Source organism: Desulfobacter vibrioformis DSM 8776, assembly GCF_000745975.1.
GTDB lineage: Bacteria > Desulfobacterota > Desulfobacteria > Desulfobacterales > Desulfobacteraceae > Desulfobacter > Desulfobacter vibrioformis.
The window spans coordinates 139421-163490 of record NZ_JQKJ01000011.1; the positions used below are offsets into that span (position 1 = coordinate 139421).

Annotated in this window: 34 protein-coding genes and 1 pseudogene; 34 read left to right on the forward strand and 1 reads right to left on the reverse strand. The window is 53.7% G+C overall.

Annotated features, from left to right (window positions below; all coding sequences use genetic code 11):
- Window positions 1-2: 2 nt before the first annotated feature.
- The 22 genes from Q366_RS08755 (at window position 3) to Q366_RS20240 (ending at window position 13724) form a co-directional block, all read left to right on the forward strand.
- The gene (locus Q366_RS08755) at window positions 3-1631 is read left to right on the forward strand and encodes a DDE-type integrase/transposase/recombinase (RefSeq protein WP_035238105.1); all 1629 of its coding nucleotides are present in this window, start codon (window positions 3-5) and stop codon (window positions 1629-1631) included.
- Window positions 1624-2550, forward strand: coding sequence for an AAA family ATPase (locus tag Q366_RS08760; RefSeq protein ID WP_051957933.1), 927 nt, complete (start codon window positions 1624-1626; stop codon window positions 2548-2550). The genes Q366_RS08755 and Q366_RS08760 overlap by 8 nt, the downstream gene beginning before the upstream one ends.
- A 21-nt stretch (window positions 2551-2571) precedes the next feature.
- Window positions 2572-2814, forward strand: a complete 243-nt coding sequence (locus Q366_RS08765) for a hypothetical protein (RefSeq protein ID WP_035238107.1) — start codon at window positions 2572-2574, stop codon at window positions 2812-2814.
- Between the two features lie 12 nt (window positions 2815-2826).
- On the forward strand, window positions 2827-3174 hold the full coding sequence (locus Q366_RS08770; RefSeq protein ID WP_035238109.1) for a hypothetical protein: 348 nt from the start codon (window positions 2827-2829) through the stop codon (window positions 3172-3174).
- A gap of 257 nt (window positions 3175-3431) precedes the next feature.
- Window positions 3432-3641 carry a hypothetical protein gene (locus Q366_RS08775; protein ID WP_035238111.1) on the forward strand — a complete coding sequence of 70 codons (210 nt, stop codon included), beginning with the start codon at window positions 3432-3434 and terminating at the stop codon, window positions 3639-3641.
- Window positions 3631-3834, forward strand: coding sequence for a hypothetical protein (locus tag Q366_RS08780; protein WP_035238112.1), 204 nt, complete (start codon window positions 3631-3633; stop codon window positions 3832-3834). Before Q366_RS08775 ends, Q366_RS08780 begins: the two co-directional genes overlap by 11 nt.
- On the forward strand, window positions 3821-4435 hold the full coding sequence (locus Q366_RS08785) for a DUF3164 family protein (protein ID WP_035238114.1): 615 nt from the start codon (window positions 3821-3823) through the stop codon (window positions 4433-4435). Before Q366_RS08780 ends, Q366_RS08785 begins: the two co-directional genes overlap by 14 nt.
- A 12-nt stretch (window positions 4436-4447) precedes the next feature.
- On the forward strand, window positions 4448-4987 hold the full coding sequence (locus Q366_RS08790; RefSeq protein WP_035238116.1) for a phage protein GemA/Gp16 family protein: 540 nt from the start codon (window positions 4448-4450) through the stop codon (window positions 4985-4987).
- 9 nt (window positions 4988-4996) lie between these two features.
- On the forward strand, window positions 4997-5266 hold the full coding sequence (locus Q366_RS08795; protein WP_035238118.1) for a hypothetical protein: 270 nt from the start codon (window positions 4997-4999) through the stop codon (window positions 5264-5266).
- Entirely contained in the window at window positions 5263-5478 is a 216-nt protein-coding gene (locus Q366_RS08800; protein ID WP_035238120.1) for a hypothetical protein, read from the forward strand. The genes Q366_RS08795 and Q366_RS08800 overlap by 4 nt, the downstream gene beginning before the upstream one ends.
- 9 nt (window positions 5479-5487) lie before the next feature.
- The gene (locus tag Q366_RS08805) at window positions 5488-5826 is read left to right on the forward strand and encodes a Mor transcription activator family protein (RefSeq protein WP_051957934.1); all 339 of its coding nucleotides are present in this window, start codon (window positions 5488-5490) and stop codon (window positions 5824-5826) included.
- On the forward strand, window positions 5823-6083 hold the full coding sequence (locus tag Q366_RS08810; RefSeq protein ID WP_035238122.1) for a hypothetical protein: 261 nt from the start codon (window positions 5823-5825) through the stop codon (window positions 6081-6083). Before Q366_RS08805 ends, Q366_RS08810 begins: the two co-directional genes overlap by 4 nt.
- Window positions 6076-6693, forward strand: a complete 618-nt coding sequence (locus Q366_RS08815; protein ID WP_035238123.1) for an HNH endonuclease signature motif containing protein — start codon at window positions 6076-6078, stop codon at window positions 6691-6693. The genes Q366_RS08810 and Q366_RS08815 overlap by 8 nt, the downstream gene beginning before the upstream one ends.
- A gap of 1 nt (window position 6694) precedes the next feature.
- Window positions 6695-7051 (forward strand): hypothetical protein, encoded by a 357-nt coding sequence (locus Q366_RS08820; protein WP_035238125.1) that lies wholly within the window; start codon window positions 6695-6697, stop codon window positions 7049-7051.
- Window positions 7052-7054: 3 nt separating this feature from the next.
- Entirely contained in the window at window positions 7055-7384 is a 330-nt protein-coding gene (locus Q366_RS20235) for a hypothetical protein (RefSeq protein ID WP_051957935.1), read from the forward strand.
- A 385-nt stretch (window positions 7385-7769) separates the two neighbouring features.
- Complete coding sequence (locus Q366_RS08830) at window positions 7770-8189, forward strand: M15 family metallopeptidase (protein ID WP_035238128.1); 420 nt, start codon at window positions 7770-7772, stop codon at window positions 8187-8189.
- Window positions 8189-8524, forward strand: a complete 336-nt coding sequence (locus Q366_RS08835; protein WP_035238130.1) for a hypothetical protein — start codon at window positions 8189-8191, stop codon at window positions 8522-8524. Before Q366_RS08830 ends, Q366_RS08835 begins: the two co-directional genes overlap by 1 nt.
- Window positions 8517-8762, forward strand: a complete 246-nt coding sequence (locus Q366_RS08840; RefSeq protein ID WP_035238132.1) for a hypothetical protein — start codon at window positions 8517-8519, stop codon at window positions 8760-8762. The genes Q366_RS08835 and Q366_RS08840 overlap by 8 nt, the downstream gene beginning before the upstream one ends.
- Window positions 8762-9337 carry a hypothetical protein gene (locus Q366_RS08845; protein WP_035238134.1) on the forward strand — a complete coding sequence of 192 codons (576 nt, stop codon included), beginning with the start codon at window positions 8762-8764 and terminating at the stop codon, window positions 9335-9337. The genes Q366_RS08840 and Q366_RS08845 overlap by 1 nt, the downstream gene beginning before the upstream one ends.
- Window position 9338: 1 nt before the next feature.
- On the forward strand, window positions 9339-10808 hold the full coding sequence (locus Q366_RS08850; protein ID WP_035238136.1) for a hypothetical protein: 1470 nt from the start codon (window positions 9339-9341) through the stop codon (window positions 10806-10808).
- Window position 10809: 1 nt separating this feature from the next.
- Window positions 10810-12309: a phage portal protein family protein gene (locus Q366_RS08855; protein ID WP_051957936.1), complete on the forward strand. Its 1500-nt coding sequence runs from the start codon at window positions 10810-10812 to the stop codon at window positions 12307-12309.
- Complete coding sequence (locus Q366_RS20240) at window positions 12309-13724, forward strand: phage head morphogenesis protein (RefSeq protein ID WP_051957937.1); 1416 nt, start codon at window positions 12309-12311, stop codon at window positions 13722-13724. Before Q366_RS08855 ends, Q366_RS20240 begins: the two co-directional genes overlap by 1 nt.
- Here Q366_RS20240 and Q366_RS08865 read toward each other — a convergent pair.
- Window positions 13721-13999, reverse strand: coding sequence for a hypothetical protein (locus tag Q366_RS08865; protein WP_035238137.1), 279 nt, complete (start codon window positions 13997-13999; stop codon window positions 13721-13723). The two genes, Q366_RS20240 and Q366_RS08865, sit on opposite strands and share 4 nt — an antisense overlap.
- Window positions 14000-14070: 71 nt before the next feature.
- Here Q366_RS08865 and Q366_RS08870 point away from each other — a divergent pair, with 71 nt between their 5' ends.
- From Q366_RS08870 to Q366_RS08930, 12 genes and pseudogenes are all read left to right on the forward strand, one after another.
- Window positions 14071-15015, forward strand: coding sequence for a hypothetical protein (locus tag Q366_RS08870; protein WP_156968146.1), 945 nt, complete (start codon window positions 14071-14073; stop codon window positions 15013-15015).
- A gap of 33 nt (window positions 15016-15048) precedes the next feature.
- Window positions 15049-15633, forward strand: a complete 585-nt coding sequence (locus Q366_RS08875; protein ID WP_035238142.1) for a hypothetical protein — start codon at window positions 15049-15051, stop codon at window positions 15631-15633.
- Window positions 15634-15666: 33 nt separating this feature from the next.
- Window positions 15667-16650 carry a major capsid protein gene (locus Q366_RS08880; RefSeq protein ID WP_035238145.1) on the forward strand — a complete coding sequence of 328 codons (984 nt, stop codon included), beginning with the start codon at window positions 15667-15669 and terminating at the stop codon, window positions 16648-16650.
- A 111-nt stretch (window positions 16651-16761) separates the two neighbouring features.
- Window positions 16762-17214, forward strand: coding sequence for a gp436 family protein (locus tag Q366_RS20245; RefSeq protein ID WP_156968147.1), 453 nt, complete (start codon window positions 16762-16764; stop codon window positions 17212-17214).
- Between the two features lies 1 nt (window position 17215).
- Window positions 17216-17725, forward strand: coding sequence for a phage virion morphogenesis protein (locus tag Q366_RS20250; protein WP_051957939.1), 510 nt, complete (start codon window positions 17216-17218; stop codon window positions 17723-17725).
- On the forward strand, window positions 17726-18145 hold the full coding sequence (locus Q366_RS08895) for a hypothetical protein (protein WP_035238147.1): 420 nt from the start codon (window positions 17726-17728) through the stop codon (window positions 18143-18145). It abuts the gene before it with no gap.
- Window positions 18146-18385, forward strand: coding sequence for a hypothetical protein (locus Q366_RS08900; protein ID WP_035238149.1), 240 nt, complete (start codon window positions 18146-18148; stop codon window positions 18383-18385). It begins immediately after the preceding gene.
- The gene (locus Q366_RS08905) at window positions 18360-19643 is read left to right on the forward strand and encodes a hypothetical protein (RefSeq protein WP_035238150.1); all 1284 of its coding nucleotides are present in this window, start codon (window positions 18360-18362) and stop codon (window positions 19641-19643) included. The genes Q366_RS08900 and Q366_RS08905 overlap by 26 nt, the downstream gene beginning before the upstream one ends.
- A gap of 78 nt (window positions 19644-19721) precedes the next feature.
- Window positions 19722-20156 (forward strand): hypothetical protein, encoded by a 435-nt coding sequence (locus Q366_RS08910; RefSeq protein ID WP_035238152.1) that lies wholly within the window; start codon window positions 19722-19724, stop codon window positions 20154-20156.
- Window positions 20157-20209: 53 nt separating this feature from the next.
- Window positions 20210-20434 carry a hypothetical protein gene (locus Q366_RS08915; RefSeq protein ID WP_035238154.1) on the forward strand — a complete coding sequence of 75 codons (225 nt, stop codon included), beginning with the start codon at window positions 20210-20212 and terminating at the stop codon, window positions 20432-20434.
- Entirely contained in the window at window positions 20431-23370 is a 2940-nt protein-coding gene (locus Q366_RS20255; RefSeq protein ID WP_051957940.1) for a phage tail tape measure protein, read from the forward strand. Before Q366_RS08915 ends, Q366_RS20255 begins: the two co-directional genes overlap by 4 nt.
- Window positions 23371-23822: 452 nt before the next feature.
- Window positions 23823-24070: pseudogene (locus Q366_RS08930) on the forward strand (IS1 family transposase); the annotation flags it as partial.

Consider the following 24070-nt stretch of genomic DNA (forward strand, 5'->3'; position numbering starts at 1 on the left):
ACATGGACCTTACACCAGTAATGAAACAACAGATCCTGTCTGACTGGCAGTGCGCATCCCACGGGCAGAAACGGCGGATGCTGGAAAATTGGGCAGACTCTCTGGGGTGTACGGTGAAGACGCTTTACCTATGCATCCCCAAGGAGTTTAAAGGGGATCGCAAAGCCCGGACAGGAACACCTAAAATTGCGGGAATAACGGAAGCTGCCCTGATGGTGGCCCAGATAAAGCGGCGGCCGCCCAAGGGCAAACGGCTCATCATCACTGAACAGGCAATACAGGCGGCGGTGGATAACGGCAAAATCCCCGCCCAGATGCTGGATGTGTCTGTATCCACATTTAACGAGCACATGAGGAAACTTGGCATGGGCAAGCGCAATCACAAGGTGGTGAGGTTCCAGGCGGATTATCCGAACCAGCTGCACCATATTGACGCCTCGGGGTCGGATTGTTTTTATGTGAAAAAACCCCTGCCGGACGGGGATGCGATCCTGAAGCTGGATGCCCGGCCTTATAAGGGGTACAAAAACAAACCCAAGGACCCGTACGAAGATAAGCGGCTGTGGATCTACGGCCTGGTGGATGATCATTCCGGACTGATGAAGGCCCGGTATGTGACAGCCAAGGGGGAGTCCTGCCGCGATAACATGGATTTTTTGTCCTGGGCGTGGTCTGAGATCGGGCTGCCCGAGGTCCTTAAATCAGATCATGGCCCCATGATGAGCAGCGAAGCGGCCAAGGATTTCATCAAGCGGCTATCCATAGAGGTTGATCCAAGCGTCCCTTTAAAATCAGAGCCCCACGGGAAAATAGAGCGGCCCTGGCGAACCACCTGGCAGCGGTTTGAGACCCCTTTTTACCTGGAAAACCACAAGACTTTTGAAATCCGTTTAAGCGAACTGCGGCGTCGGTTTGGCGTCTACCTTGAATCTTACAACAATATGGCCCACCGGTACGAAAAAAAGGTGTCCCGGCTCAATGTCTGGAAGCGGGTAAGCCTGCGCGGCGGTATCGTGAAGATGCCGGAAAACGCCATTGCCACCACGGCCAAACGCTACAGCCGGAAGGTTGAAAATGACGGGTGCTTTGCTCTGCACGGGGAGTCATACGAGGTTAAAGGGCTGCATGATGCCCAGGTATGGGTGCTCCAGGGGTTATTCGATGACCGGTTGGTGGTGCAGGATAAGGCAACCGGCGAAAAGTACGAGGTGGAGACATTTAAACCCCTGTCATACGGCACTTACAAGGGACAGAAAGAAACGCCTGATGAGGTGGCCACCAAGGCGGCCAGGAATCTTAAGGCCGTGAATGAGAATGGTGTTGAGCAGGGCCTGCGGAATACTCTTTATACTGATCCTGCGGATAAAGGGAATGTGGCACAGTTCCCGGTCCGGATCAAAGAGACCCGGCAGGTGGAAGACCCTCTGGATATCGACACCTACCCGTCCATGGAGGTTGCCATGCAGGATTTTATATCCATCTGTGGATTTGTGCCGGATAAGGAAAACCGGGAGCCCATTAAAAATTTGATACTTGAGAATGGGTTATCCCGGCGTTTTGTGACGGACCTGGCCCTTGAGGTACATGTCGAAAATAATAACGAAAACAAAAGGATAGTAAATTATGGTTAAGTTAACAAGGAATGAAATACTTGTCAATTGCGGCTTTAAATTTGATCTGTTCAAAAAAATGAATTTTGAAACCGGAGACAGCATCCGTGTCAAACGGATTCTTTCAATGGCCATTCAGAACAAGGATATGGTTTGCATTGTAGGAGATCGGGGGGTTGGCAAGAGCACTGCGATTGATATTGCCTTGATGAAAATGAATGCCAGACAGGTCAATGTTCAGTCTAAGGACAAAGAACGCCTGAGAATTGCAGGTATTGAGAAAGCCATGGTGATCGATCTGAGTGAAGAGAATCCAAAGCGATGCCAGGAAATAAGGGCCAGACAGCTGCGTCGCATCCTGGGTGAGGCATCGGCAAAACAGGATGTTGTGCTTGTGATTGAAGAGAGCCACCGGCTGCACGGCAATACCCTGCGTGCGTTGAAGACCCTGCGGGAAATGGACTGGATGGGAAAAAGGGAGTTGTTTTCCGTTGTCTTGGTGGGGCAGTCCGACCCCATGGCCAAACGTGGCGTTTCCGAGGTACGGCTGCGTTCTGACAGTGTGGTGATGATGGGGCTGACCATGGATGAGGTGGCCGGATATATCCAAAGCACCGTGGGTCGGATGTTCACGGATGAGGCTGTGAATATGGTGGCTGAGCATTCCGGGACATCCAATTTCCTGGACCTGCAGGCCCTGGTGGTGGATCTCATGGGGCGCAGCCTGGCTGCCGGCCTGGACCTGGTTGACGGGGATGTTGTGGCCCGGGCTATGGATATCAGGCGGGAGGCCATGCCCAGGAAGTCTGTGGCCCGGGCCACGAAGAAAACACCTGCGGACCAGGCCAGGTCTGGCAATGATATTCTGAAAAGTGTGCTGGCGACCCGGTCGGATGCCGGCATTTCCGGTAATGATATGGACAAGGTTGTTAACGGGTAGAGAACAGGAGGAAAGAGACTTATGGGAAAAATAATGACAGCGATATCGGCAATAATTGGAAAGAACGCAAGGCGCAGGTCCTATATCACCACCATGATCTGTCTGGATTGTGGCAGGAAGTGGCAGGCGCACCGGGTGAGTGACCCGTGTCCGGGGTGCGCGTCCCGGGCTGTTGTGGCGGCGGGGCGGTGGTGGCCTGCGAAGTACGGCATGCCTGTGCTTGGCCCAAGGCATAGCGGAAATAAAGAATTAACAGCGGCTTAAGGGGGGTGCGGTGTGTCTAAAAATCAAACCATAGTCAATGTTGCCGGATATCTTGCTTATGCGTGCATCTGGGTATCGACGGCTGCGGGTGTTTGTTTTGCGGTATACGCAACGGGAGAATCTTTGCCTGTAGTCGCGTTTCTTATCCCTGCGATGTTCCGCATAAGGACAGAAACAACAGAAACAAATGACTCAGAATACCGCAGGGGCCTGGATGATGCCTGGGAAGCTGTGCAGGAGTGGATTATTCCGGGGGAGTTGCCCGGGGATGGAACAGATAGAGCAGCTCAGCGTAACGGGCTGGTACTTGCGGCTGATGCGATCCGTGAATTGATGGATAGAAAAAAGGTGGCTGAGTGATGAAAATAATAATCGGAATAATCGGAGTCTGGGTTTTCATTAAAATCGTGGAGGAGTTAGCCGGAATTTTTATTATTGGCGCAGCGATCGCATATTTTCGCAAGTCACTGTCGGCGGGAAAGAAAGACGTTGAATAGGGAGCGGCCCGGCAGATGCGCCAACATCTGTGATCCGGGCCTTTTGCAACAACCACGCAAGCTGATGCATCGGCAGTGTATCCGGGGTGTTCCGGAACTGTCAATGGAAAGGAGCCAACCATGTATGGCCGGATTCACTCAAGAAGTGTTACCCGTAACAATCCGCCCCATTACATTGAGATGTACTGCCATGAGTGCGGCAGGATTTACGCCACCACCAACCCGGGGTTGCCTTGCAGGCTGTGCCGGTCCACTGCGGTGGCACCTGCCGGGAACTGGCGGCCGGAAAAGGCCCGGCGCAAGACAGGAAGGGTATCCCATGTATTGTGAAGTTTATAAAGCAACCATACCGGAGAAGACCTGTGTGCTGCGGCAAAAGGCGATTGCTGCCGGACCAACGAAAAAGGTCCGTGGTGGCTTGGAATCTCTTTATCACAGGTTTATCGGGTGCCGGGGATGCGCTGTTGGCCTGGCGCTTTACGATGGATATAAGAAAGGAGAATTTAAAAATGTCAGCAGTTGATTTGAATGAATACATGGCAGACAGCCAGGGCCGTCTGGTGCATAGGGATAATGTCAAGGAGATTGATAAAATCCGGGATGGGCTGGTCAGGAGTATTGCGATTGAAGCCCGGACGCACCGGAACATGATGGCCAAGTTCAAGGATGTGGCCATGTCTGAAATCGACGCCTTTGTGGAGATGTCCGCGTCTGATTACGGGGTATCCCTGGGTGGCAGAAAGGGGAATCTGAACCTGTTTTCCTACGACGGCAGGCAAAAAATTCAGGTGCAGGTTGCGGAGTATGTGGTGCCTGATGAGCGGCTGAACGCGGCCAAGGCGCTGATTGACAAGCTGCTGAACTCCTGGACCCAGGGCAGCCGCAGCGAGGTTAAAACCATTATCAATGACGCCTTTGCCGTGGATAAGGAGGGTAAATTTAACCTGCAGCGGATTCTTGGGCTGCGGCGGCTTGAGATCAATGATCCGGACTGGAAAAAGGCTATGGATGCCATATCGGACAGCCTGCAGGTGATCGGGTCAAAGCGGTATATGCGGGTGTATGAGCGGGTGGGCAACCAGGATAAATGGCAGCCAATCAGCCTTGATTTTGCGGCGTTATAGGAGGGAATCACCTTGGATAAAAACAATCTTGAATCCAGCAGAAAGCAGCGTCAGCTTATCGCCATTGCCTGTGGGCAGCTTGATATCGGTAAGGTGGACAAGAAGGTGATGCTGATGACGCGGTATGATGTCAGTTCTACCACGGACCTGACCTATGCCCAGGCCGAGGAGCTGATTGATGAGCTTGTGAAAAAAGGCTTTGCCATTGTGTCAGACAAGCGGCCCTATGTCCGGCGGCAACGCCCGGTCCGGGCAGCCCATGAAAAACAGCCGGGCAAGATGGTGGCCCTGGCCAGCCCGGCAGAGCTGTCAAAGATTGACGCCCTGGCCGGGCTCATCTCCTGGCGGGTGGAGAACGGTATGACCAGGTGGATGAAGAAACGGTTCAAAATTTCAAAGGTAAAAACATCTCATGATGCTTTTGTTGTAATTGAGGGGCTTAAAGGGATGTTTGAAAACCAGATGAAAAAAAAACATGGGCCTGACTGGTGGATGGCGCCCCATGAGGACATTGAGGTGCGTTTCTATATTGCCGAGCATTTCCCTCAATGAGGTGTAATTATGAAAAAAAGATACACAGAAACTGAAACCCGGCTGATCCGGCGGCGAATCCGGGATATTATGTCTGGAAGGTGTTATTGCTTTGTGCTTGGCGCGGCTCTGGCTGAAAAACGGGTGTCCAGGGCCGCGTATGAAGCGATGAAACAATTAAAGGCCCGGTGTCCCATGCATGTATCCGGAGAGTGCCAAATTTGCCATGAAAAGCTGGATCAGGGCGGAATTGATATCTTCGAAGCTGCCAGGGATCTGGGAATCAGGGAAGCCGAATGATGAGATTTGAGGTGTTTATACTGTTGGCGGCGATCCTGATGCTTGGGCTGGGTGTTATTACGTGTAAAATTGACCGCTCTCGGAACATGGAACGGGAAATAGCCTGCCTGCGAGTCCGTGTGGATGCGTTGCAGATGGTGGCTGCGGGGGAATGTCCGGTGCCTGAGTTTGACGTTACGCCCGTAAAACGGCCGGTGGTGATTAAATACTGAAGGGGGCCAATGGACCTTTGGGACGAAATAACCAGGGATGACCTGGACGGCGATATCCGGGATGTGGCGGACGCCCTTGATGTTGACGCTGCCAAGAAGCTTCTGGTGATGTTTTCCGGTGGTACGCTGTATGTCCCCAAGGTGGAGTCTGTTGTCCGGTCTATCCGGGACCGCCGGATTTACCAGGCATTCAACGGGGAAAATTTCCGGGATCTGGCCCTGGCCTATCAGCTCACCACCCGGCAGATCCGGATCATTGTCCAGGAGCAGCGGTCCAGGCGTCCGAAAGTCAAGGAACGGGAGCTGGATCTGTTTGAAGATAATGAAAACTTTAAGGAGCAACCATGAAAAACAAGCTTATGGATTTGAATAATCATCTGTTTGAACAGTTGGAGCGGCTTAATGACGATGACCTGAAAGGGGAAGATTTGAACCGGGAAATCAAACGGTCCCAGGCCATGAGTAGCTGCGCAGCCCAGATTATAGACAATGCCGCCCTGGCGCTGAAAGCATATACGGCGATTAATGACGGCCTCATGAAGTCGGCGCCTGAAATGCTGGGAGTTAAGAAGGCCGAAGCCCTGGAGGAACGGCCCCGTGACTGAGAGAAGATATACCCCGGGGCAGATCGAGTTTCTTAAATTCTGGTATTTGTTTATGAATATCCGGCAGCTCACCCAGGCGTTTAATAACGAGTACGGCATGGATAAAACACCCACCCAGATCAAGGCGCTTATATCAAGAAAAGGGATCGTGTCTGGCAGAGACGGCAAGTTTAAAAAAGGTAATTCTCCCTGGAACGCCGACACAAAGGGCCAGGGCCTGACAGGGCCGAACAAAGGCAGTTTCAAAAAGGGGAATATTCCGGCCAATTGCAGACCTGTGGGCAGCGAACGGGTCGACAGTAAGGATGGCTATATTCTTGTCAAGGTTGCTGAGCAGAACCCCTACACCGGCGCGAAAACCAGGTTTAAACATAAGCACGTCCATATTTATGAACAACATAACGGGCCAGTTCCTGCCGGGATGGTGGTGATCTTCAAGGATGGAGATAGGCGGAATTTTGATCCAGGCAATTTAGAGGCTGTTACCCGGTCGGAACTGGCCCGGCTCAATCAGGCAGGATACAGCAGGATGCCGGTAGAGTTGAAGCCTGCTGTGCTGGCAATGACCAAGCTTAAGGTTAAAGTTTTTGAGCGGGTAAAGGAGAGGTAGAATGCCGTCATTGAATTATAAAAAACAATTCGCTGGCAAGGTTGAATCGGGTGAGAAACGCCAGACAATCAGAGCGAGGCGTAAGGATGGTAAAGATCCGAGGCCGGGCCAGACCTTGTATCATTTCTATGGTCTCAGGACAAAATATTGCCGCAAGCTGCGAGAAGATGTCTGTAAATCCACAGAGGCGATCACTATTGAAGGGCGGCATAATGTTGTTGTCGGTACTATAACCCTGAGTTTGGCTGCAGAGACAAATCTTGCTAATGCGGATGGTTTCTACACCTCCATTGAATTCTTTGATTTTTTTGAGAAAACACATGGCTTTCCTTTCCACGGCTTGATTATAAAATGGTGAAACATGGAAATCGAAATTAACACAAAACCAGGATTGATTTGCCTGGAAAAGGAGCGCCTGAAGCGCTTCGGCTGCAAGCATATGCATATTCTCGTTCATGAAGATCTGGCATATTGCAAATGCAAGGATTGCGGTGAATTGCTGAATCCGATGGCTGTTTTGTGCCGGTTTGCCCGGAAAGAGAGCCGTTATGTTTACGAAAGAATAGCCCTGAATAATCAAAGGAAAAAGCTGGAAGCAAAAAAGCGTACAAAATGTGAGCATTGCGGGGAAATGACCCGGGTAAACATCATCATGACGGGCCAGGAATGGCGCGGATTTGAATCAACTTAATCTGGTATAATCCTAAACAAAATGTGAATAATATGTCAGACGCAATTACAGATATGTGGAGATCACCTGAACCAGAACTCAGTGAATTCCCATCCAAAGAGTTACAGGCAAAGGCACGTAAATACTGTGAACAACACGGCATTCGGCATGAACATTTGAAAACTGACAATTGGTTTGCAATAGCAGAATCGCTTTGGAAGATGCAATCAGCTTAATAATATATAAACCTGCATAAACCCTCTTTATTATTTCACTCCGGAGCTGAGTTTTTCGGCCCGGAGTGAAGTGTTTTTGTGAAGTACTTCACTATACCATTTCACTATTCTGGCATTAAGATTTCCGTGTTTTCGCAAAGGTTTTTTATACACAGGGAGATCAAAATGCAATGCCGGAATTTTCGCTTAAATCCAACGACAAACTAAACACCTGCCATCCCCTGCTCCAGGAGCTGTTTCGGGAAGTGGTCAAGGATGATGATTGCACGATCATTGAAGGCCACCGGGCCAAGGCCCGGCAGAATCAAATGTTTTCCGAAAGAAAATCCAAGGTTCAGTGGCCAGACGGCAAACACAATACCATGCCGTCCTTGGCTGTGGATGTGGGGCCGTACTTTTCTGGCAAAGGGGTGCCGTGGCATGAGCTTGGTCAGTTCTATTTTTTTGCGGGCAAAGTCATAGGCAAGGCCCGGGAGCTGGGAATAAAGCTGCGGTGGGGCGGGGACTGGGACCGGGATGGCGATACCATGGATCAACGGTTTAATGATCTGGTGCATTTTGAGCTTTTAAGCACGGAAAAGGAGACCTGATGGACCCGGCAACAATCGTAACATCAGGGCACTCTTACATGAAAATCCTTGAAATGGTCCTGAACCTTGGCCCCATCGGGCTGGTGTTGGTGTTCTGGTATTTCGGCCAGCAGAAAACAGAGGAGATCCAGCGCAGGGCCGATGAGCGGGTCCAGACGGTGATGGACCGTTACACAGCAGACATGCAGGAAATGCGGGATATGTATGTGACCAATGCGGCCCTGGTAAAGCGATATGAGGATCTGGCCGGGGATCTCAAGGAAGTAGTGACCCTTAACACCCAGGCCATGACCCGGCTGGTGGACCGAATCGACAAGGAGAAGAACCGTGAGTGAACACCTTATCTGGCTGGGACAGAAACAGGAAAAAGACCTGGCCGCAAGACAGTTGAATCTTTCCATCATCGGGCTGCGGGACAGTTTGAGAATCCTGCTTAATCCTCATATAGACCCGGTGGAAATTGATCCGGTGCTGGTGCAGCATCAGTCCTTTGAGCTGGCAGACAAGGTTGTCAGATACAAGGAGCTGAAGGCTGAAATCAAAAATATCGACCGGTCCCTGGGGCCGATCTGATGGCTGAGGCCTATCCCCTTGATACCCGCCTGGACGCCCGGTGCCTCTATGTCGTGGACGGCATGACCTATGACCAGGTGTCCACAGCCACGGGGGTGTCTGTTTCCCAGCTTAAAAAATGGGGCTCGGATGAGGGGTGGACCGCCCGGCGCCGGGAGTACCGGGACGCCCAGGTGTCTATCCGGGAGAATACGGTCCTGCTGCGGGCCGGGCTTCTCAAAAATGCCTTGACCACCAAGGATGCCCAGGACGTGTATGCCGTTGCCGCCATGGAGAAGATCGCCATTGCCCTGGAGAAAATAAAGCCAGGAGCGGCAGATCCGGCCAGGGATGTGCCGGATGTGAATTTTAATGACCCAGCATCCATGGTGGATGCCCTATGGGGCGCCATAGAGCACCGGGCCGCCCGGATGATTAATAGTCCGGACACCATGGATCTCAAACAGATCCAGGCCGGTCTCAAGGCCTGGGGTGATATGAAACGCCAATATGCCACCAAAGAAGATACCGGATCAAAGCAAAAGGGTTTTGATGCGGACCAGGCTGAGCTGATCAGAAAGTTGCTGGAAGGATAATATGCCGCTTTTACCCTATCAAACCGGTTGGAATAAGGACAAAGCCCGGATCAAAGTCTGGGAAAAGTCCAGGCGTATCGGCGCATCCTTTGGGGACGCATCCGAGTCTGCCCTGCTGGCAGCTACATTACCGGAAGCCGGGGGCATGAATACCTATTACATCGGCACCAACAAGGACATGACCAGCCAGTATGTGGGAGATACGGCCCTGTGGGCGAAAAAATTCAACCTGGTGGCCGGTGAAATGGAAGAGGAAACCGTGGTTCTGGAGAACGACCAGGCTGTCACAGTGTACCGGATTCGGTTTGCCACGGGGTTTGAGGTGGTGGGGCTTCCCAGCAAAGCCATTGCCCTGCGGTCCAAGCAGGGCCGGGTGATCCTGGATGAGGCGGCTTTTATCGAAGATTTCGACACCGTATTTGCCGCTGCCAAGGCCTTGACCATGCTGGGCGGCAGCATCGGTATTTTGTCCACCCACAACGGAGAAGATAACCCGTTTAACCAGCTTATCCTGGATATCCGGGCCGGCAAGCTGCCTTATTCCCTGCACCGCACCACGCTCAACGACGCCTTGAATGACGGGTATTACCGGAACGTGGTGTGCAAAAAGCGCCGCATTGCCTTTTCCGAAGAGGGCCAGGCCCAATGGATTGAAGAGACCCTGGCGGACTTCGGGGATGATGCGGACGAAGAGCTGTTCTGTATTCCCAAACGCGGCGGCGGGGCCTGGCTCAACCGGACCATGATCGAAGGGTGCATGAAGCCCGAAATCTCGGTGATCGAATGGACCCCGCCGGCAGATGATTTTGTGGACTGGGACATTGGACTTGCCGAGCGGGAAACCCTGGACTTTTGCCGGGAGCATCTGGACCCGTTATTGAAAGACCTGAACCCAAACCACCGGCACGGCATGGGCACCGACTTTGGCCGGTCCGGGGATTTAACCGTGGACTGGGTGGTGGCTGAACTGCCGGATCTGTCCGTGCATACGCCCTTTGTCCTGGAGCTGCGCAATGCCCCGTTCCGGACCCAGTACCAGATTTACAAATATATCTGCGACCGCCTGCCCCGGCTTTCCGGGCTGGCCCTGGACGCCCGGGGCAACGGCCAGGCCACGGCCGAGTATGCCCGCCAGGATTACGGGGTGCATCTGGTGGAAGAGGTAATGCTCTCCCAGGGGTGGTACAGGGAGCACTCTCCCCGGCTTAAATCCAACCTTGAGGACCGGACATTTTTCATACCCAAACGAAGCACGATTTTAGACGATTTCAGGGCCATGAAAGTAAAGAAGGGTATTGCCATGCCCCCGGAAGGGAAAAGCCAGTCAGGGGCAAATCAGCGGCATTGTGACGCGGCTGTGGCCGCTATCCTTGCGTTGTTTGCCATCAAGACCATTGCCGGGGATATTCCGGCCCCGTTCCCTGTGACCGCCGGTGCCGGAACTGTGTCCCGGATGATGAAGGGGTGGTGACATGATCCTGGACCAGTACGGCGACCCCATAAAAATTGAACCTAAATCCCTGACCACGGAGATGGTCACCTGGGCCACGGCCACGGGGTCTGTGTTTGACATTCTGCCTGATCCGGACCCTGTCCTGCGCAAACGCGGGGATGATGCCAAAGTGCTGGATGCCCTGGCTGCCGACGACCAGGTGACCATGGCCATGCAGTTGCGCCGGCGCAAGGTGACGAACAAGGGAAATTACGATTATTCCCCGGGGCAGCCGGAAAAGGGAATTTCAGCGTCCAAGGGCGCAGAAACCCTTTGCCGGGACCTGACCATGGACCTGGCCGGAATCAAGCTTAAAAACCAGTTTAACGCCATGCTGGCGGCTCCTTTTTACGGATATTCGGTCATAGAACTGTACTGGGCCGTGGACGGCTCCCGGCTGAAACTGGTTGCCATGGAAGAAAAACCCCGGCACTGGTTCTGTTTTGACGGTGACGGGCGTCTGTGCTTCCTGGAAAACGGCCAGAAAAAGCCGGTGCCCTACGGCAAATTTCTGCTGGTGCAGCATGAACCCACGTATGAGAACCCCTACGGGCTGCGGCTGCTCTCCCGGTGTCTGTGGGCCGTGGCGTTCAAGCGGGCGGGCGTGGAGTGGTGCAACCGGTTTCTGGAGCGGTACGGGATGGCTTTTCAGGTGGCCAAGGCCCCGTCCAGTTTTGACGAAAAAGACCGGCAGAAGCTTGCCTCTTCCCTGGCCGCCATGGTCCAGGATGCCGTGGCTGTGCTGCCCTACGGATCGGAACACCAGATCGTAAAAGTGGACTCAAAGGGGGGATCTGATGCGTTTATCAGCTATCTGAATTTCTGGAACGCCGTGATCAGCAAGGTGGTCTCCTGCCAGACCCAGAGCAGTGAAATTACCGGTTCCACGGGAACCTATGCATCCAGCCAGACCCATTACCATGTCCTGGAGGATGTGGCCGAGGCGGATGAGCAGCTGGTGTGCGATGCCATGTGCGATCTGGGCGTGATCTACGCCCGGGTGAACGGGTCCAACGAGTATCCGCCGGTGTTTGCCTATGAGGAGGCCGAAGACCGGCTGGCCCAGGCTGACCTGGACAAGAAGCGGTATGACGTGGGTGTGCGATTCACCAAGGCCCATTTCGAGCGCCAGGGCCTGGATGCGGATGAATTTGAGCTGGTGGAACAGCAGGATAAACCCGGGGCAGTTACCGGCGGAGCTGCGGCAGAGTTTGAAAGCGCCGAAGGCCGTCACCAGGACGAACTTGACGTCCACATTGCCGCGGTGCTTCCCGATTTTTACAAGGCCAACAAAGCCAATATCAGGCTGATCCGCCAGGCAATCCAGGACGCTGATGATCCCGAGGATCTCAAGGACCGGCTCATCGGGATTGCCGGGCAGGATCTTGAGCAGGACAGCCTGTTCTCCCTGGTGGAAACCGGGCTCATGGAGGGTGAGATTTTCGGCCGGTATGCATCCGGGCAAGAGGGCAACCGCTGATGGGTTTTGAATTCGGCAAATACCCGCCAAAGGACGCCCTGGCATATTGGCAGTCCAAGGTGCCGGTCACGGCCAGGGAATATTACGATCTGGCCGGCCATGCCCGGGCCACGGCCTTTACCGTGTCCGGACTGGCCCGGATGGACCAGGTGCAGGCCGTGTATGACAGCCTGGGAAAGGCCCTGGCTGACGGCCAGGCGTTCGGGGCCTGGAAAGAGGATGTACTCAAAAAACTGCCCGCAGGCTGGGAGGATAAGGGGTTTCATCTGGAGACCATTTACCGCACCAACATGCAGACCGCTTACCAGACCGGCCGGTACAAGCAGATGATGGCAACGGTTAAAACCCGGCCGTTCTGGCGGTATTCAGCCATTAAGGACAAACGTACAAGGCCAATACACGCATTGCTCCACGGCAAGGTCAAACGGGCGGATGATCCGTTCTGGGACACCTTTTATCCGCCCAACGGCCACCGGTGCCGGTGTACGGTGACCAGCCTGTCCCAGCGGGAAATGGACCGCAAGGGGCTGAAGGAAGATACCTATCTCAAGAAAGGCGCCCTGGTGGAGCCCGTTGACCCAAAGACCGGGAATAAGATGCCGGCAAGGCCTTTGATGCCGGACAATAATTTTGCCGGCAATACCGCCAAATCGTTCTGGGAGCCGGATTTCGGCAAGTACAGCAAACCCATTGGGGATGCCGGGAAAGCTGCCATTGACAAGGTGACGGGCAAGGCGGCCCTGGGCGTTAAAACCCGGACAGATATGGTTGGGGCGATCAAAGACAAGCTTGCGCCGTTAAGCCGGAAAGGGATCAAGCAGGTTGAATTCATATCCGCCGGCTACCTGATGGCCACGGACGGACAGGGCGGGATTACCATTTCCACACGCGAATTTGCCGGCATCGGCATGACACCGTCAAGGGACCTGTTGAATGCGTTCAAGAAGCTGGGGACCCCGGACAAACTTACGTTCAACGAAGAGTACGCCCTGGAAAGCCTGTGGCATGAGATCCAGCACAATAACCAGAAAATCGGATCGTATGTCAAAGGCGATTACAGGTGCACCCTGCTGGAAACAGTGAACCAGTGGGTGTCCCGCAGGACATATCAGCGAATGATGGATCAATTGGGCGGTTACAAGCCCGTGCATGCGAAAAAAGTCAAGACTGACGGATATGGGTATGCGAAATACCTGCGCCGGTTTGATGCCCTGCTGGAGCGTCTGGGGCTGGATGATATGGAATTGCTGGCACAGATGGAACAGATCCACCTGAAGAAAAATACGGATGACTATGCCGTATTTGTCAGCCAGTTGATGGCAGAGCGTTCAGGCAAGGATAAAGCCCTGCTTAAAGCATGTCTTAAGAATTTGGGTAATCCGGAGGATTTTGAAAAGTGTTTAGGAGGAATTTAAACATGCTGAATGCAGCCGCCGGCAAGCTCATGGCCCAGGGTGAACAGGTCGTCAAATCCGTCCTTGCGGGCTTTTTCAAAGTATTCGTCCACTTTTTCCTTTTGGCCGCGCATATCAAAAAGAAAGCACAGTTGACGCCAGTGAACTTTGGTGGCTTCAGCCCTGCATTTTTTGGCGAAGTCGATCTCATCGGCAGATTCCATGCCAAGGGTTGTCAGTTCCTTGGCCGTGGGATTGTGGTCAAAAATGGATTCGCATTTGTAAAGAAACGCCATCTTTGGGCTCCTGATATTAAAAATTACCGGTTTAAAACCACTTTAACCACAAGGGGATGAAAAGTCAATCCATGGGAAATACAGACAAAAACTGGGATCTGATCTTCAAGGCAGGCACCCACACCAGCTCAAACGGTCAAACCCGGGACTGGACTGCGAAAGATCTGGACGCCCTTGCGGCGAATACAGGCGGGAATGCCCCCATCGTGATCCGGCACCCCCAGAAACATGCCCAGGCGTTTGAATTCGGTAAAATTGCCAGTTTAAAGCGTTTTGGGGATGAATTGAGGGCTCAGTACCGGGATGTGCCTGAAATCCTGTCCATGGCCGTAAAAGAGGGCTTAAACCTGGCCAAATCGGTTTCCATAGATCCGGTGAAGATGGTGATCCGGCATGTGGGCCTTCTGGGGGCCGGGCAGGAACCGGCGGTGGAAGGTCTGGGGCCAGTAAATTTCGAAGCAGATGACGGCAGCGGCGAGGGGGAAACCCTTCTGACATACATGATCAATCAAATCAATTTTGAAAAGGAGGGGACAATGGACCCCAAAGACAAAGAGATTCAGGGGCTCAAGGACAAGGTCAAAGCCCTGGAGGCCGGAAACGAAACCAAGGCCCTGCAGGGCAAGGCCGGTCAGGCCCAAGCGGATCTGAAAAAGGAACAGGACGCCCATGAGGCAACAAAGCAGGAGTTTGAAAAGTTCAAACAGGACCAGGCGGACAAGGCCCTGGAGGCCCGGGTGGATGCCCTGGCGGAATCGGGCAGGATCAAACCGGCAGAAAAAGCCAAAGTACTCTCCTTTGCAAAGGCCATGGCTGATGCAGATGCCACCATGGAATTTTGCGCCCCGGACGGCAAAAAAGAGACTGTCACCCCCAGGGAGAATTATCTGCGGGATCTTGAGGCGCTTGATCCGGACAAAGACGGGCTTTTGAATGAGTTTGCAAAGCCGGATCATGCCGGGCCTGCACACGGCAATGACCAGGACGTGTTTAAAGACATCAACAATTATGCATAACGGCGCAGCATAAGCCTGCGCAAAGGAGCAAAAATGCCTATCAGTGGAAACATTTCATCCAGAACATTTGATGCCGAACGTGCCGGGATTCCCATGGCCCCGGTCAATGTCCAGCCGGTTCCCTTGGAGTCCGACGATGCTGTCTGGCCCTGCGGGCTGGTCCTTGGAAAGGACGCGGACGGCAAATTTCTGCCATATGCCGGCTTGACCGAACAGATCGGCACAGGAGATGGGACAGAAAAAGCGTTTACCGGCCAGGTCGGGCCTATTGAGCCTGGTTCTGCAGAAGTGACGGCAGAATCCATCACTCTGGATGATGACGGTTGCGGCAATCTTGCCGGCACCGGCGGAGCCGGGTCAATCAATTACCAGACCGGCAAGGTGGTGGTGGGCTTTACCGCTGCTCCGGCCAACGCTGCTGCTGTGGAGCTGGATTACAGCCCTGACCCTGTGGCTGTCCTGGACGCTGAGACCGACACCTCGGACATGGATGTGTCCAATGCGGTGGTATTCGGAGCAGTTAAAAAGTCAGCGCTCAAGGTGGGTGTCACAGCCCAGACAGCCGCCGGGGATGCTGTTGTGGAGCGGCTCAGACAGCGGCACATCCACGCGGTGTAAGCGCATTGATCAAGAATAAAAGGAGAGTATTCAATGTTGGATTTAAGGAAGTATTTCAATGTAAAGGCAGTGGCCCAGCGGCTCAAACAGCTGCAGCCGCTCAAGACCACGGTGGTGGACACGTTTTTTACCCGCAAGGTGAACCACCCGTTCGACAAGGTGGGCCGCTCTGATCTGAGCAGCATCCTTGCCACCATGCCCCTGATCAACCGGGGAGCGGCATCCCTGGCAGTCAAGCGGGGATCGCTCTCCCTGGATGATTACGAGCCCTTTGAAGTTGCCACCCATGATTTTTTCACGGCTGCGGACATGAACCGGCTCAAACACCTGGATGAACAAGGGGTCCAGGCCAGACTATCCACTGTGGACGACAACCTGCGCCGGATCTGCCGGGCAACTGCCGAAGGCATTGCCGCAAAATCCCTGACCGGAACCGTGACCTGGCCTGTGGCCCTGGAGGGCGGGGGCACGGATACCTATCAGGTCAGTTTCGGCTCCCCCCTGAGCTATACGCCGGATGTGCTCTGGGACGCTGCGGAAGCCAATGTGCGCAAGGTGTTCAATCATCTCCAGGAGATGGAAACCCTGGTGGAGGATTCCGGGTACGGCGGTGAGGTCAAATTCTGGGCGGGCAAGGATGCCTACAACCAGCTGCTGACCCTGGCCGAGGTGTACGGGGAGAACCCCAAGGCCAAGCTGCGGGTGGAGGTGTCGGCGGACGGCATCTCCCTGGGCGGTTTTTTGATCAAAAAAATGGCTGAAAGTTATCTGGACCCCATCACCGGCGCATCCACGGCCAAGGTTGGGGCAAAACAGATTATGGCCTATGCCTCTGATGCGATTCACACGCTGTTTTACTGCGCCCTGGATGATCTGGATGCCCAGCTGGCAGCCATGCCCTATTACTCCAAACCGGTCAAGTCTGACGATCCGTCCGGGGTGAAGATCATCGGCCGCAGCAAGCCGTTCCCGGCGCCGGTGGTCAAGGCGATCTGCTGGGCCACGGTGGTTTCATGAAACTAGAGACAAGAAACATGAAACAAGAATTGAATAATGAACGGGAGGGGAACCTTGATACAAGACACTTGATACGTCTTGTATCTTGTATCAAGTTTCCAGTTTCTTGATATGGCTTATTGCACGATTGCTGATATCCAGGCGGCCATGGATGCCCGTGACCTGGTCCGTTACACCGACGACAGCGATGCCGGCGCTGCGGACCAGGGCAAAATCACGGCAGCCATTACCGGGGCCGGGGCCATTATTGATTCCCATATTTGCGGGCGGTACGGGGCGGGATTGAGTCCGGTACCGGACCTGATCAAAGATCTGGCCGTGGATATCAGTATTTACAGGATTTCGTCCAGGCGGGCGGATGCTCCGGAGGAGTTCCGGAAGCGGTATGAGGACGCCATCAGCCGGCTGAAGCGCATTGCTTCCGGGGATACGGATATCCCAGGCATTGAAATTGATGAAGATACCGGCACCACGGACGGGGCTGCGGCTGTGGTGAGCCAGAAACCTGTTTTTTCCGGCCCGGGCCGCTGTCAGATATACGGCCCGCTGCCCTGGGAGTATTGATATGAGCGGATTTGCCCTGACCCTAAACTGGGAGGATGACGGTGTGCAGCAGCTGTGCAAAGCGGCCATCAGCCGCATTGATGATATGACGCCTGTAATGGCGGATTTTTCCGGGCGCATGCTCAGCGAAACTATGGAGCGGTTTGATCTGGAACAGGCCCCGGACGGCACCGGCTGGCAGAAGCTGAGCGATGCAACCGAAGAGATGCGCGCCGAGGCAGGCAAATGGCCGGGCAAAAAACTGCAGGTGGATGGGACCCTGCGCAGCTCCATCCAGGGCGGGCATGATGCCGCCGGTGTGGACCTGGCGTCCACCAATGTGGAGTATGCGGCGATTCACAACTTCGGGGGCACCATCAAACCGAAAAAGGGTAAGGCGCTCAAGTTCGGGAGCGCCATTGTCAGCCAGGTAAAAATTCCCCGGCGGCAATATCTGGGTTTCGGTGATGACGATATTGACTATTTTAACGAATCCGTGACCGGGTGGGTGGTTACGGGGAAGGTGGGGTAAATGGACAGGCTGCTGCCGCAGATCCAGGCGTTCTGCAAGGAAACCTTTGACTGGGTGCGCAAGTCCGATGTGACCCTGGTGCCGGCTCCCGGAATGATCCCGGAAGGGGTGGGATTCCCGTTTATCGGGATTAAAGACGGAGCCGTCGGTATCCACCACGATTTGACGGGCAATGTTCAGGAGCAGGATCTGGTCGTGGATATTTATATCTATGACCGGCTGGGCCAGGCAGAGACAAACATCAAGGGGCTGCATGAAAAGGTCAGAGATGTGTGCGAAAAGTTGACAGACCAGGTGTTCACCGGCGGGATTTTGTCTGCAGTACCCACCACGCTGATGCCTGTGGATCTGCTGCTGACACACAAAAAGGGCCTGGTGATCCGCAGGGGCCTGCGGTTCAAGTACGGACGGGAGGAATAAATGTACAAACTGAAATCAAATCAGCCGGCGTTCCAGGTGATGTCCGGGCCGTTTGCCCGGCAGCGGTTTGAACATGGGGCATCTTATCCCCAAGTGCCGGACAGGTACCGGAACCGGTTTGAAGAGATCCGGGAAGTGGATGAGGAAGACTCCGCCGCGGCCCCGGAAGAGACCGTGGACCCGGAAGAATCAGAAGAACAAGGAGAAATGATCTATGAGCACAGCAATTGCCAGCTATAACATGATCGCGGTGTCCCGGGCCGGTGAGGATGCCATCAACACCCAGGGGGACATTGACACGACGATTCTGGCGGACAAGTCCAGTATCGCGGACCTGGAACCCCGGCGGGAGGATAACTCGGAAGAGCTGCGGGGCGGCAAGGAAGAGGCAGACACCATTTACGACAACGGGGCCACCTCCAAGATGTCGCTGACCTTTAACAAGGCCCGGCCCCAGGATTATGCCCTGGTGTGCGGGTTTGGCCTGGGCGCGGTTTCCACGGCTGCTGCCGGAACGTCCGGGTATCTGCACACCATCACGCCCATTGCCGGGGATCTGGATAAGAGCCGGTCCAATCCGTCCATGAGCTGTGCCATGCAGTATGGCCAGGAGGTGTTCAAGCGCCTGTTTTTCTCCATGGCCGTGAATTCGCTTAAGGCGGAATTTAAAAAAGATGCCTGGCCTACGTTGACCGCCGAGCTGGTGGGCACGGGCAAGCATGCGGACAATGTGGCCAAAGAGACGGTGACAGATGCGGCCAATGCCACATCCCTGACCCTGGCCAGCCAGGTGCAGGGCAGCACGGCTGCTGAACGGCTGGATGCCGTGCACAGCATTGTGGCGGACATTGACGGTGTGAACACCCAGGTGACTGTGAATGCGGTGTCTGATGCGGACCCGGCAGTGGTGACCATTGAAGCGCCAGGAACTGCCACGGATGATGTGGCATATACCGTGATCTATGTGCCGGCGGAGTCTGACGGCTGGATGAGTTTTCCCGCCCGGGTACTGGAGACGCCTATGCGGGTGGCCAATCTGGCCATCACCGTGGGCGGCTCCTGGAACGGGTCTCAGTTTGTGGGCGGCCGGACCCTGGGCTGCGAGGTGTCCAGTCTGACCTGGAGCCTTGAGAACAGTATTGCAGCGGAATTTTGCATGGGCACGGATTACCGGTATGCGGCCAGGCTGATGCGCGAGGGGCGAAGCCAGACCATCAGCTTGAACCAGGAGCTGCGTAACTTTATCCTGCAGCAGTATCTGTCAGACAATGCCACGTTTGGTGTGGATATCACCCTTTCAGGCATGGATTACGAGGCCGGGTATCCGTATCTGTTCCGGGCGATTTTCCCTTTGGTGGGGATTTTATCCGCGCCCATCAGCGTGGACGGCAAGCGTCTGGCCGAGGCCGGGGATCTCAAGGTGCTGGAACATGATACTTACGGGTCTGTGATTGTGCAGGTGCGCAACCAGGTGGCCAATTACGTTAATGCGGAATGATCAAGAAACTAGAGACTGGAAACAAGAAACAAGATTTGGAATACCGGGATTTTAGTTTTTCAAAGGAGATTTGATGTTATGCGGATTTTATCAAAGAGCGGGCACAATAAGCTGACCATTGTGGATAAGCTGGCCGGCGGAGAAGAACATGATATTTATTACCGGATGCCCACCACACAAGAACGGCAGGAATTTGAACAGGATAAAGTGAAACGCGATGGCGATAGTGTGCAAATTGACGCCACGGGTGCGGCATATGAAGCCGGGAAAAAAATCCTGACCGGTATCCGGGACGGGGATTTCGGCAGGGAAGATGAAACCGGTGAAGTTGTGCAGCTCTCTTCCACGCCGGGAAATGACGGGTACCTGGAAAACTGGAAAGATCTGGTGTGCGACCTGGCCCCGGATCATGTGATTCTGCTGGGGCTGCATGTGTTTGAAAACCCTACGGCGGTGAAGCGGGCACCGGCAGTCCCGCCAAAGCAGGTGACAGCCCCTGGGACATCCTCTTAAAGGATACCTGCAATGCCCTGGAGGACAAGGCTCCGTGCGGGGCTGAAGACAAGATGAAATGCCGGATTGAGGCAGGCAGCGAAAAGATACTGGCCTGGATGTGCAAAAATTGCCCCAAGCGGGAAATCCGGCACCCGCGGCCTTACTCGGTGAAGATGCACCGGGTCCGGCAGATGATCAAGGCCGGGTACCCGTTTGAAAAGAATGATTTGACCCTGGAGGAGTGGCTGGATTTAGGAAGGATGGAATACTTCCTGGAAAGCAAACTGCAGAAATGACCAAAACCAATGATGCCATAACCGTACGTCTTGAAGTGGACAAGGGTAATGCCGCCACTGTGATCCGGCAGTTCGGCGCTGATGTGGCCAAGTCCGGCAAGACCGCTGAAAAGAGTATGTCAGGCCTGGGGGATGAGATCAACCAGAGCATGGCCGGCGGCCGCAAGGATGTGCAGGAATTTGAAAATACCGTCAAGCAGGCTGGGAAATCCGGGAAAGGTGCATTTGATGAGATTGCTAACTCGTCGAAACGGGCAAATCAGTCCATGGGGCAGTCTGTTTCCCGGGCCAAAAGCTTAGTGTCCAGTATTACCGGGCTTGGAGCCATCAGTTTTGGCGGAGGCCTGGCCGCTGCGGCAGTGGCGGCGGTCAAGACAGGGATGTCTTACGAAACCCAGATGAAAACCGTGCAGGGGGTATCCAGAGCGTCAGCCGAAGAGTTCGCCCGTCTGGACACCATGGCAAAAACAATGGGCGAAACAACGGAGTGGAGTGCGAGCCAGGCGGCCCAGGCCCTGCAATACATGGCCATGGCCGGCTATACTGTTGATCAGCAAATATCAGCTCTGCCAGGCCTGCTCAATTTGGCCACAGCCGCCGGCATGGATCTGGGGCAGGCATCCGATATCGTTACGGACTCCTTGACGGCTATGGGGATGGGAGTGGATGAGTTGGCCAGATTTAACGATGTGTTGATTGGGACCACCACCCGGTCTAATACCAATCTCTCTTTAATGGGTGAAACCCTAAAATTTTCCGCGCCTATCGCCAAACAATATGGTGTCAATATTGAATCTCTGGCAGCTTTGATCGGCACCCTGGCAAACGCCGGCATTAAAGGGTCGGATGCAGGCACCGATTTGCGCCAGGCCATGATCAACAACGCCAAGGCAGCCAAAGAGCTGGGCACGCAGGAGACCGATCTGATTGGCACTCTCAAGGCAGCTAAGGAGGCTGGATGGGGAGTGAATGAAGTCACCGATAAATATGGGCTGATTGCCAGCAAGTCAGTGCTGGTGCTAATGGATCAAATTACCAATTATGAACGGTTGGCCAACCAGCTGAACGATGTCCGCGGCGAGGCTCAGGCCCTGGCCGACATCAAAATGGACACCCTGTCAGGTGATATAAAAATTTTGAAGTCAACGATCGAGGGATTGGCGTTGTCTATCAGCGGAGATACAAACAGCAGCCTGCGGGGCAGCGTCCAGGAACTGACGCGAACCATCAGGGACAACAAAGATTCCATCATCAGTTTATTTACGGGAATTGTGACGGCCGGCACAGAGGCCGTGAAAACAATTTCCCAGGTGACCCGCTCTGCTGAACTTATGGGCGCTACATTTGCGGCCTCCCATGTATCATTCTGGGACTGGCTGTCCATGACGCCCGAGCAGGCTGAACAATTCCAGGCGGATATCGCGGACGGCACTGCTTTTTTAAAAGATAAATTGCATGATGTCAGAGAGGAAATTACAGGCTTCCAGGAAAAAATAAAACAAGCAGAGGGAACCAACCAATTAATTTGGTCAGACGAACAGGTGGCAGTATTCCAGGAGAAGGTCTCAAAATTAAAGTCTCAGGAAGAAGAAATCCTTGAATCCATAAAAAATATTAAAACCGCTACCAAAGTTGATAATATTGATTGGATCGGTATCCCAACTATTCCTACTATCCCCGCGGGAATCTCCACTGTAAGCAACGCTCCTATTGACACTGATACCGAAAAACTGGCGGCAAAACAGGCCCAGGCATGGCAGACCGCATACAGCAGCATGAATACCATCACCCAGGCCGTGTATGACAAGATGCTGACATACTACGCCCAGGATTATGAAGCCAATCTTAAGCTGCTCAGGGACAAGGAAACAGCCCAGGCCATCTATGCCCGGAAGGTTGATGCCTTAAATAACAAAATGTACGGCAGCAGGGTTGATACGGCCCTGGGCTCTTTTTTCGGGGAGATCGACGATGAGGCAAAGCAATACAGCCAGCTCATGGATGAGGGTGTCCGGGTCACGGCCAGGGTGCGCACGGAGGCTGAAAAGCTGGGGGATGAGCTTAAACGGCTTGATAAAATGCGCAATATCAAAGCCATTGACCAGGAGACCTATGACCGGGCCGTGACCCAGCAGGCATCTGTGGGGTTTACACAGGCTCCTGGAGCCGGTTACAGCGGGGATGAAGCTTCTGCCCTCAATGCCCAGGCCCAGGAGCTGGAGTCATGGTATTCACAGCAGATGACGCTGCTGGAACAGTACCGGCAGGAACGGTCTGATTTGAACGCCATGTGGGACCAAAGGGAAGCGCAGATAAAGCAGCAGCATGAGGACAGGCTGGCCCAGATCGAGCAGTCCAGATATAAGCTGGCGCTTTCTTCGGCCTCTTCCATGTTCGGAAGTATGGCCGATATGATCGGTAGTTATGCAGGAGAGCAGTCAGCTGCATATAAAGCCATGTTCACAGCGTCAAAAATTTTTACGCTTGCTCAGGCATCATTGAATATGTGGGACGCTATCAGTGATGTTGGCGCAACAGGGGTTACGTTTGCAGACAAAATGGCTGCTATGGCTGCGATGGCATCAGCCATGGGTGGAGTTATTTCAAGTATATCTGCCGTTGGCATGGCCCACGATGGTATTGACAGGGTGCCCAAGTCCGGGACTTGGCTGCTTGACGAGGGGGAACGGGTACTCACATCTGAGACATCGCACAAGCTGGATAAAGTGTTGAGCAATATCCAGAACAGCATGGAGACTGTAAAAAAATCACAATCCGCCAATACAAGTCAATCAAGTTCATCTACATCAATCAATATTATCAATACGCTTGATCCAAGCGTGTTGGGTGAATATTTAGCTACGTCAAGCGGTCAGAACGCAATACTTAATGTTTTAAGCAGTCGGGCCCAGGCAGTGAAAAGGATAGTGAGATGACAGCGGTTAACGATGTACTGATAATTCATATCACCCTAATTACGGATGTTACGGTTTCGCGGGTCTGGAAAACAAGCATACAATCGTCTATCAATGGCACCGAAAAGCGGTCTTGCTTGTTCTCACGGCCCCGTAGAACAATTAGATTTTCTGTCGATGTCAGAAATGAGGCAGCATCAAATGAGCTTAAGCGGCAATTATTTAATAACCTGCATAATATATGGGGTATCCCGTTTTGGCCTGACCGCACCGTATTGACGGGCACAATAAGCCCAAATCAGACCGCTATACCTGTGGAGTCAACCGCCGGACGTTGTTTTGAGGCGGGCGGAAGTTGCATTTTTTGGAGTGGGGATTATTTGGTGCTCACCCGGTAATACTTTGAAAAAGAAAAAATGCCAATTATCCTATCAGTTTGGATATATATACCGAATTGATTGGAGGATTGACCCATGCGAAAACCCAAGGACTGGGGCCAGCCATGCCCAAACCCGGAATGTTCCCATTATCGGCTGATGAACCGAGGTAATATTAGCGCCATTTCGACCTATATGACCCAGAGCGGAAAACGACGTATCTTTTATTGCAACAAATGTGATCACTGCTTTGCAGAGACACGTGATACCGTCTTCTTTGACCTGCGGACCCCGGAAGACAAGGTGATGATGGCCCTGAAGATGCTCTTGGTCAAAGTCGGGTT

Coding starts and splice junctions, on each gene's coding strand:
- Q366_RS08755 (WP_035238105.1), top strand. CDS start 3: ATGGACCTTACACCAGTAATGAAACAACAGATCCTGTCTGACTGGCAG.
- Q366_RS08760 (WP_051957933.1), top strand. CDS start 1,624: ATGGTTAAGTTAACAAGGAATGAAATACTTGTCAATTGCGGCTTTAAA.
- Q366_RS08765 (WP_035238107.1), top strand. CDS start 2,572: ATGGGAAAAATAATGACAGCGATATCGGCAATAATTGGAAAGAACGCA.
- Q366_RS08775 (WP_035238111.1), top strand. CDS start 3,432: ATGTATGGCCGGATTCACTCAAGAAGTGTTACCCGTAACAATCCGCCC.
- Q366_RS08780 (WP_035238112.1), top strand. CDS start 3,631: ATGTATTGTGAAGTTTATAAAGCAACCATACCGGAGAAGACCTGTGTG.
- Q366_RS08785 (WP_035238114.1), top strand. CDS start 3,821: ATGTCAGCAGTTGATTTGAATGAATACATGGCAGACAGCCAGGGCCGT.
- Q366_RS08795 (WP_035238118.1), top strand. CDS start 4,997: ATGAAAAAAAGATACACAGAAACTGAAACCCGGCTGATCCGGCGGCGA.
- Q366_RS08800 (WP_035238120.1), top strand. CDS start 5,263: ATGATGAGATTTGAGGTGTTTATACTGTTGGCGGCGATCCTGATGCTT.
- Q366_RS08805 (WP_051957934.1), top strand. CDS start 5,488: ATGGACCTTTGGGACGAAATAACCAGGGATGACCTGGACGGCGATATC.
- Q366_RS08810 (WP_035238122.1), top strand. CDS start 5,823: ATGAAAAACAAGCTTATGGATTTGAATAATCATCTGTTTGAACAGTTG.
- Q366_RS08820 (WP_035238125.1), top strand. CDS start 6,695: ATGCCGTCATTGAATTATAAAAAACAATTCGCTGGCAAGGTTGAATCG.
- Q366_RS20235 (WP_051957935.1), top strand. CDS start 7,055: ATGGAAATCGAAATTAACACAAAACCAGGATTGATTTGCCTGGAAAAG.
- Q366_RS08830 (WP_035238128.1), top strand. CDS start 7,770: ATGCCGGAATTTTCGCTTAAATCCAACGACAAACTAAACACCTGCCAT.
- Q366_RS08835 (WP_035238130.1), top strand. CDS start 8,189: ATGGACCCGGCAACAATCGTAACATCAGGGCACTCTTACATGAAAATC.
- Q366_RS08845 (WP_035238134.1), top strand. CDS start 8,762: ATGGCTGAGGCCTATCCCCTTGATACCCGCCTGGACGCCCGGTGCCTC.
- Q366_RS08850 (WP_035238136.1), top strand. CDS start 9,339: ATGCCGCTTTTACCCTATCAAACCGGTTGGAATAAGGACAAAGCCCGG.
- Q366_RS08855 (WP_051957936.1), top strand. CDS start 10,810: ATGATCCTGGACCAGTACGGCGACCCCATAAAAATTGAACCTAAATCC.
- Q366_RS20240 (WP_051957937.1), top strand. CDS start 12,309: ATGGGTTTTGAATTCGGCAAATACCCGCCAAAGGACGCCCTGGCATAT.
- Q366_RS08865 (WP_035238137.1), bottom strand. CDS start 13,999: ATGGCGTTTCTTTACAAATGCGAATCCATTTTTGACCACAATCCCACG.
- Q366_RS08870 (WP_156968146.1), top strand. CDS start 14,071: ATGGGAAATACAGACAAAAACTGGGATCTGATCTTCAAGGCAGGCACC.
- Q366_RS08875 (WP_035238142.1), top strand. CDS start 15,049: ATGCCTATCAGTGGAAACATTTCATCCAGAACATTTGATGCCGAACGT.
- Q366_RS08880 (WP_035238145.1), top strand. CDS start 15,667: ATGTTGGATTTAAGGAAGTATTTCAATGTAAAGGCAGTGGCCCAGCGG.
- Q366_RS20245 (WP_156968147.1), top strand. CDS start 16,762: ATGGCTTATTGCACGATTGCTGATATCCAGGCGGCCATGGATGCCCGT.
- Q366_RS20250 (WP_051957939.1), top strand. CDS start 17,216: ATGAGCGGATTTGCCCTGACCCTAAACTGGGAGGATGACGGTGTGCAG.
- Q366_RS08895 (WP_035238147.1), top strand. CDS start 17,726: ATGGACAGGCTGCTGCCGCAGATCCAGGCGTTCTGCAAGGAAACCTTT.
- Q366_RS08900 (WP_035238149.1), top strand. CDS start 18,146: ATGTACAAACTGAAATCAAATCAGCCGGCGTTCCAGGTGATGTCCGGG.
- Q366_RS08905 (WP_035238150.1), top strand. CDS start 18,360: ATGAGCACAGCAATTGCCAGCTATAACATGATCGCGGTGTCCCGGGCC.
- Q366_RS08910 (WP_035238152.1), top strand. CDS start 19,722: ATGCGGATTTTATCAAAGAGCGGGCACAATAAGCTGACCATTGTGGAT.
- Q366_RS08915 (WP_035238154.1), top strand. CDS start 20,210: ATGAAATGCCGGATTGAGGCAGGCAGCGAAAAGATACTGGCCTGGATG.
- Q366_RS20255 (WP_051957940.1), top strand. CDS start 20,431: ATGACCAAAACCAATGATGCCATAACCGTACGTCTTGAAGTGGACAAG.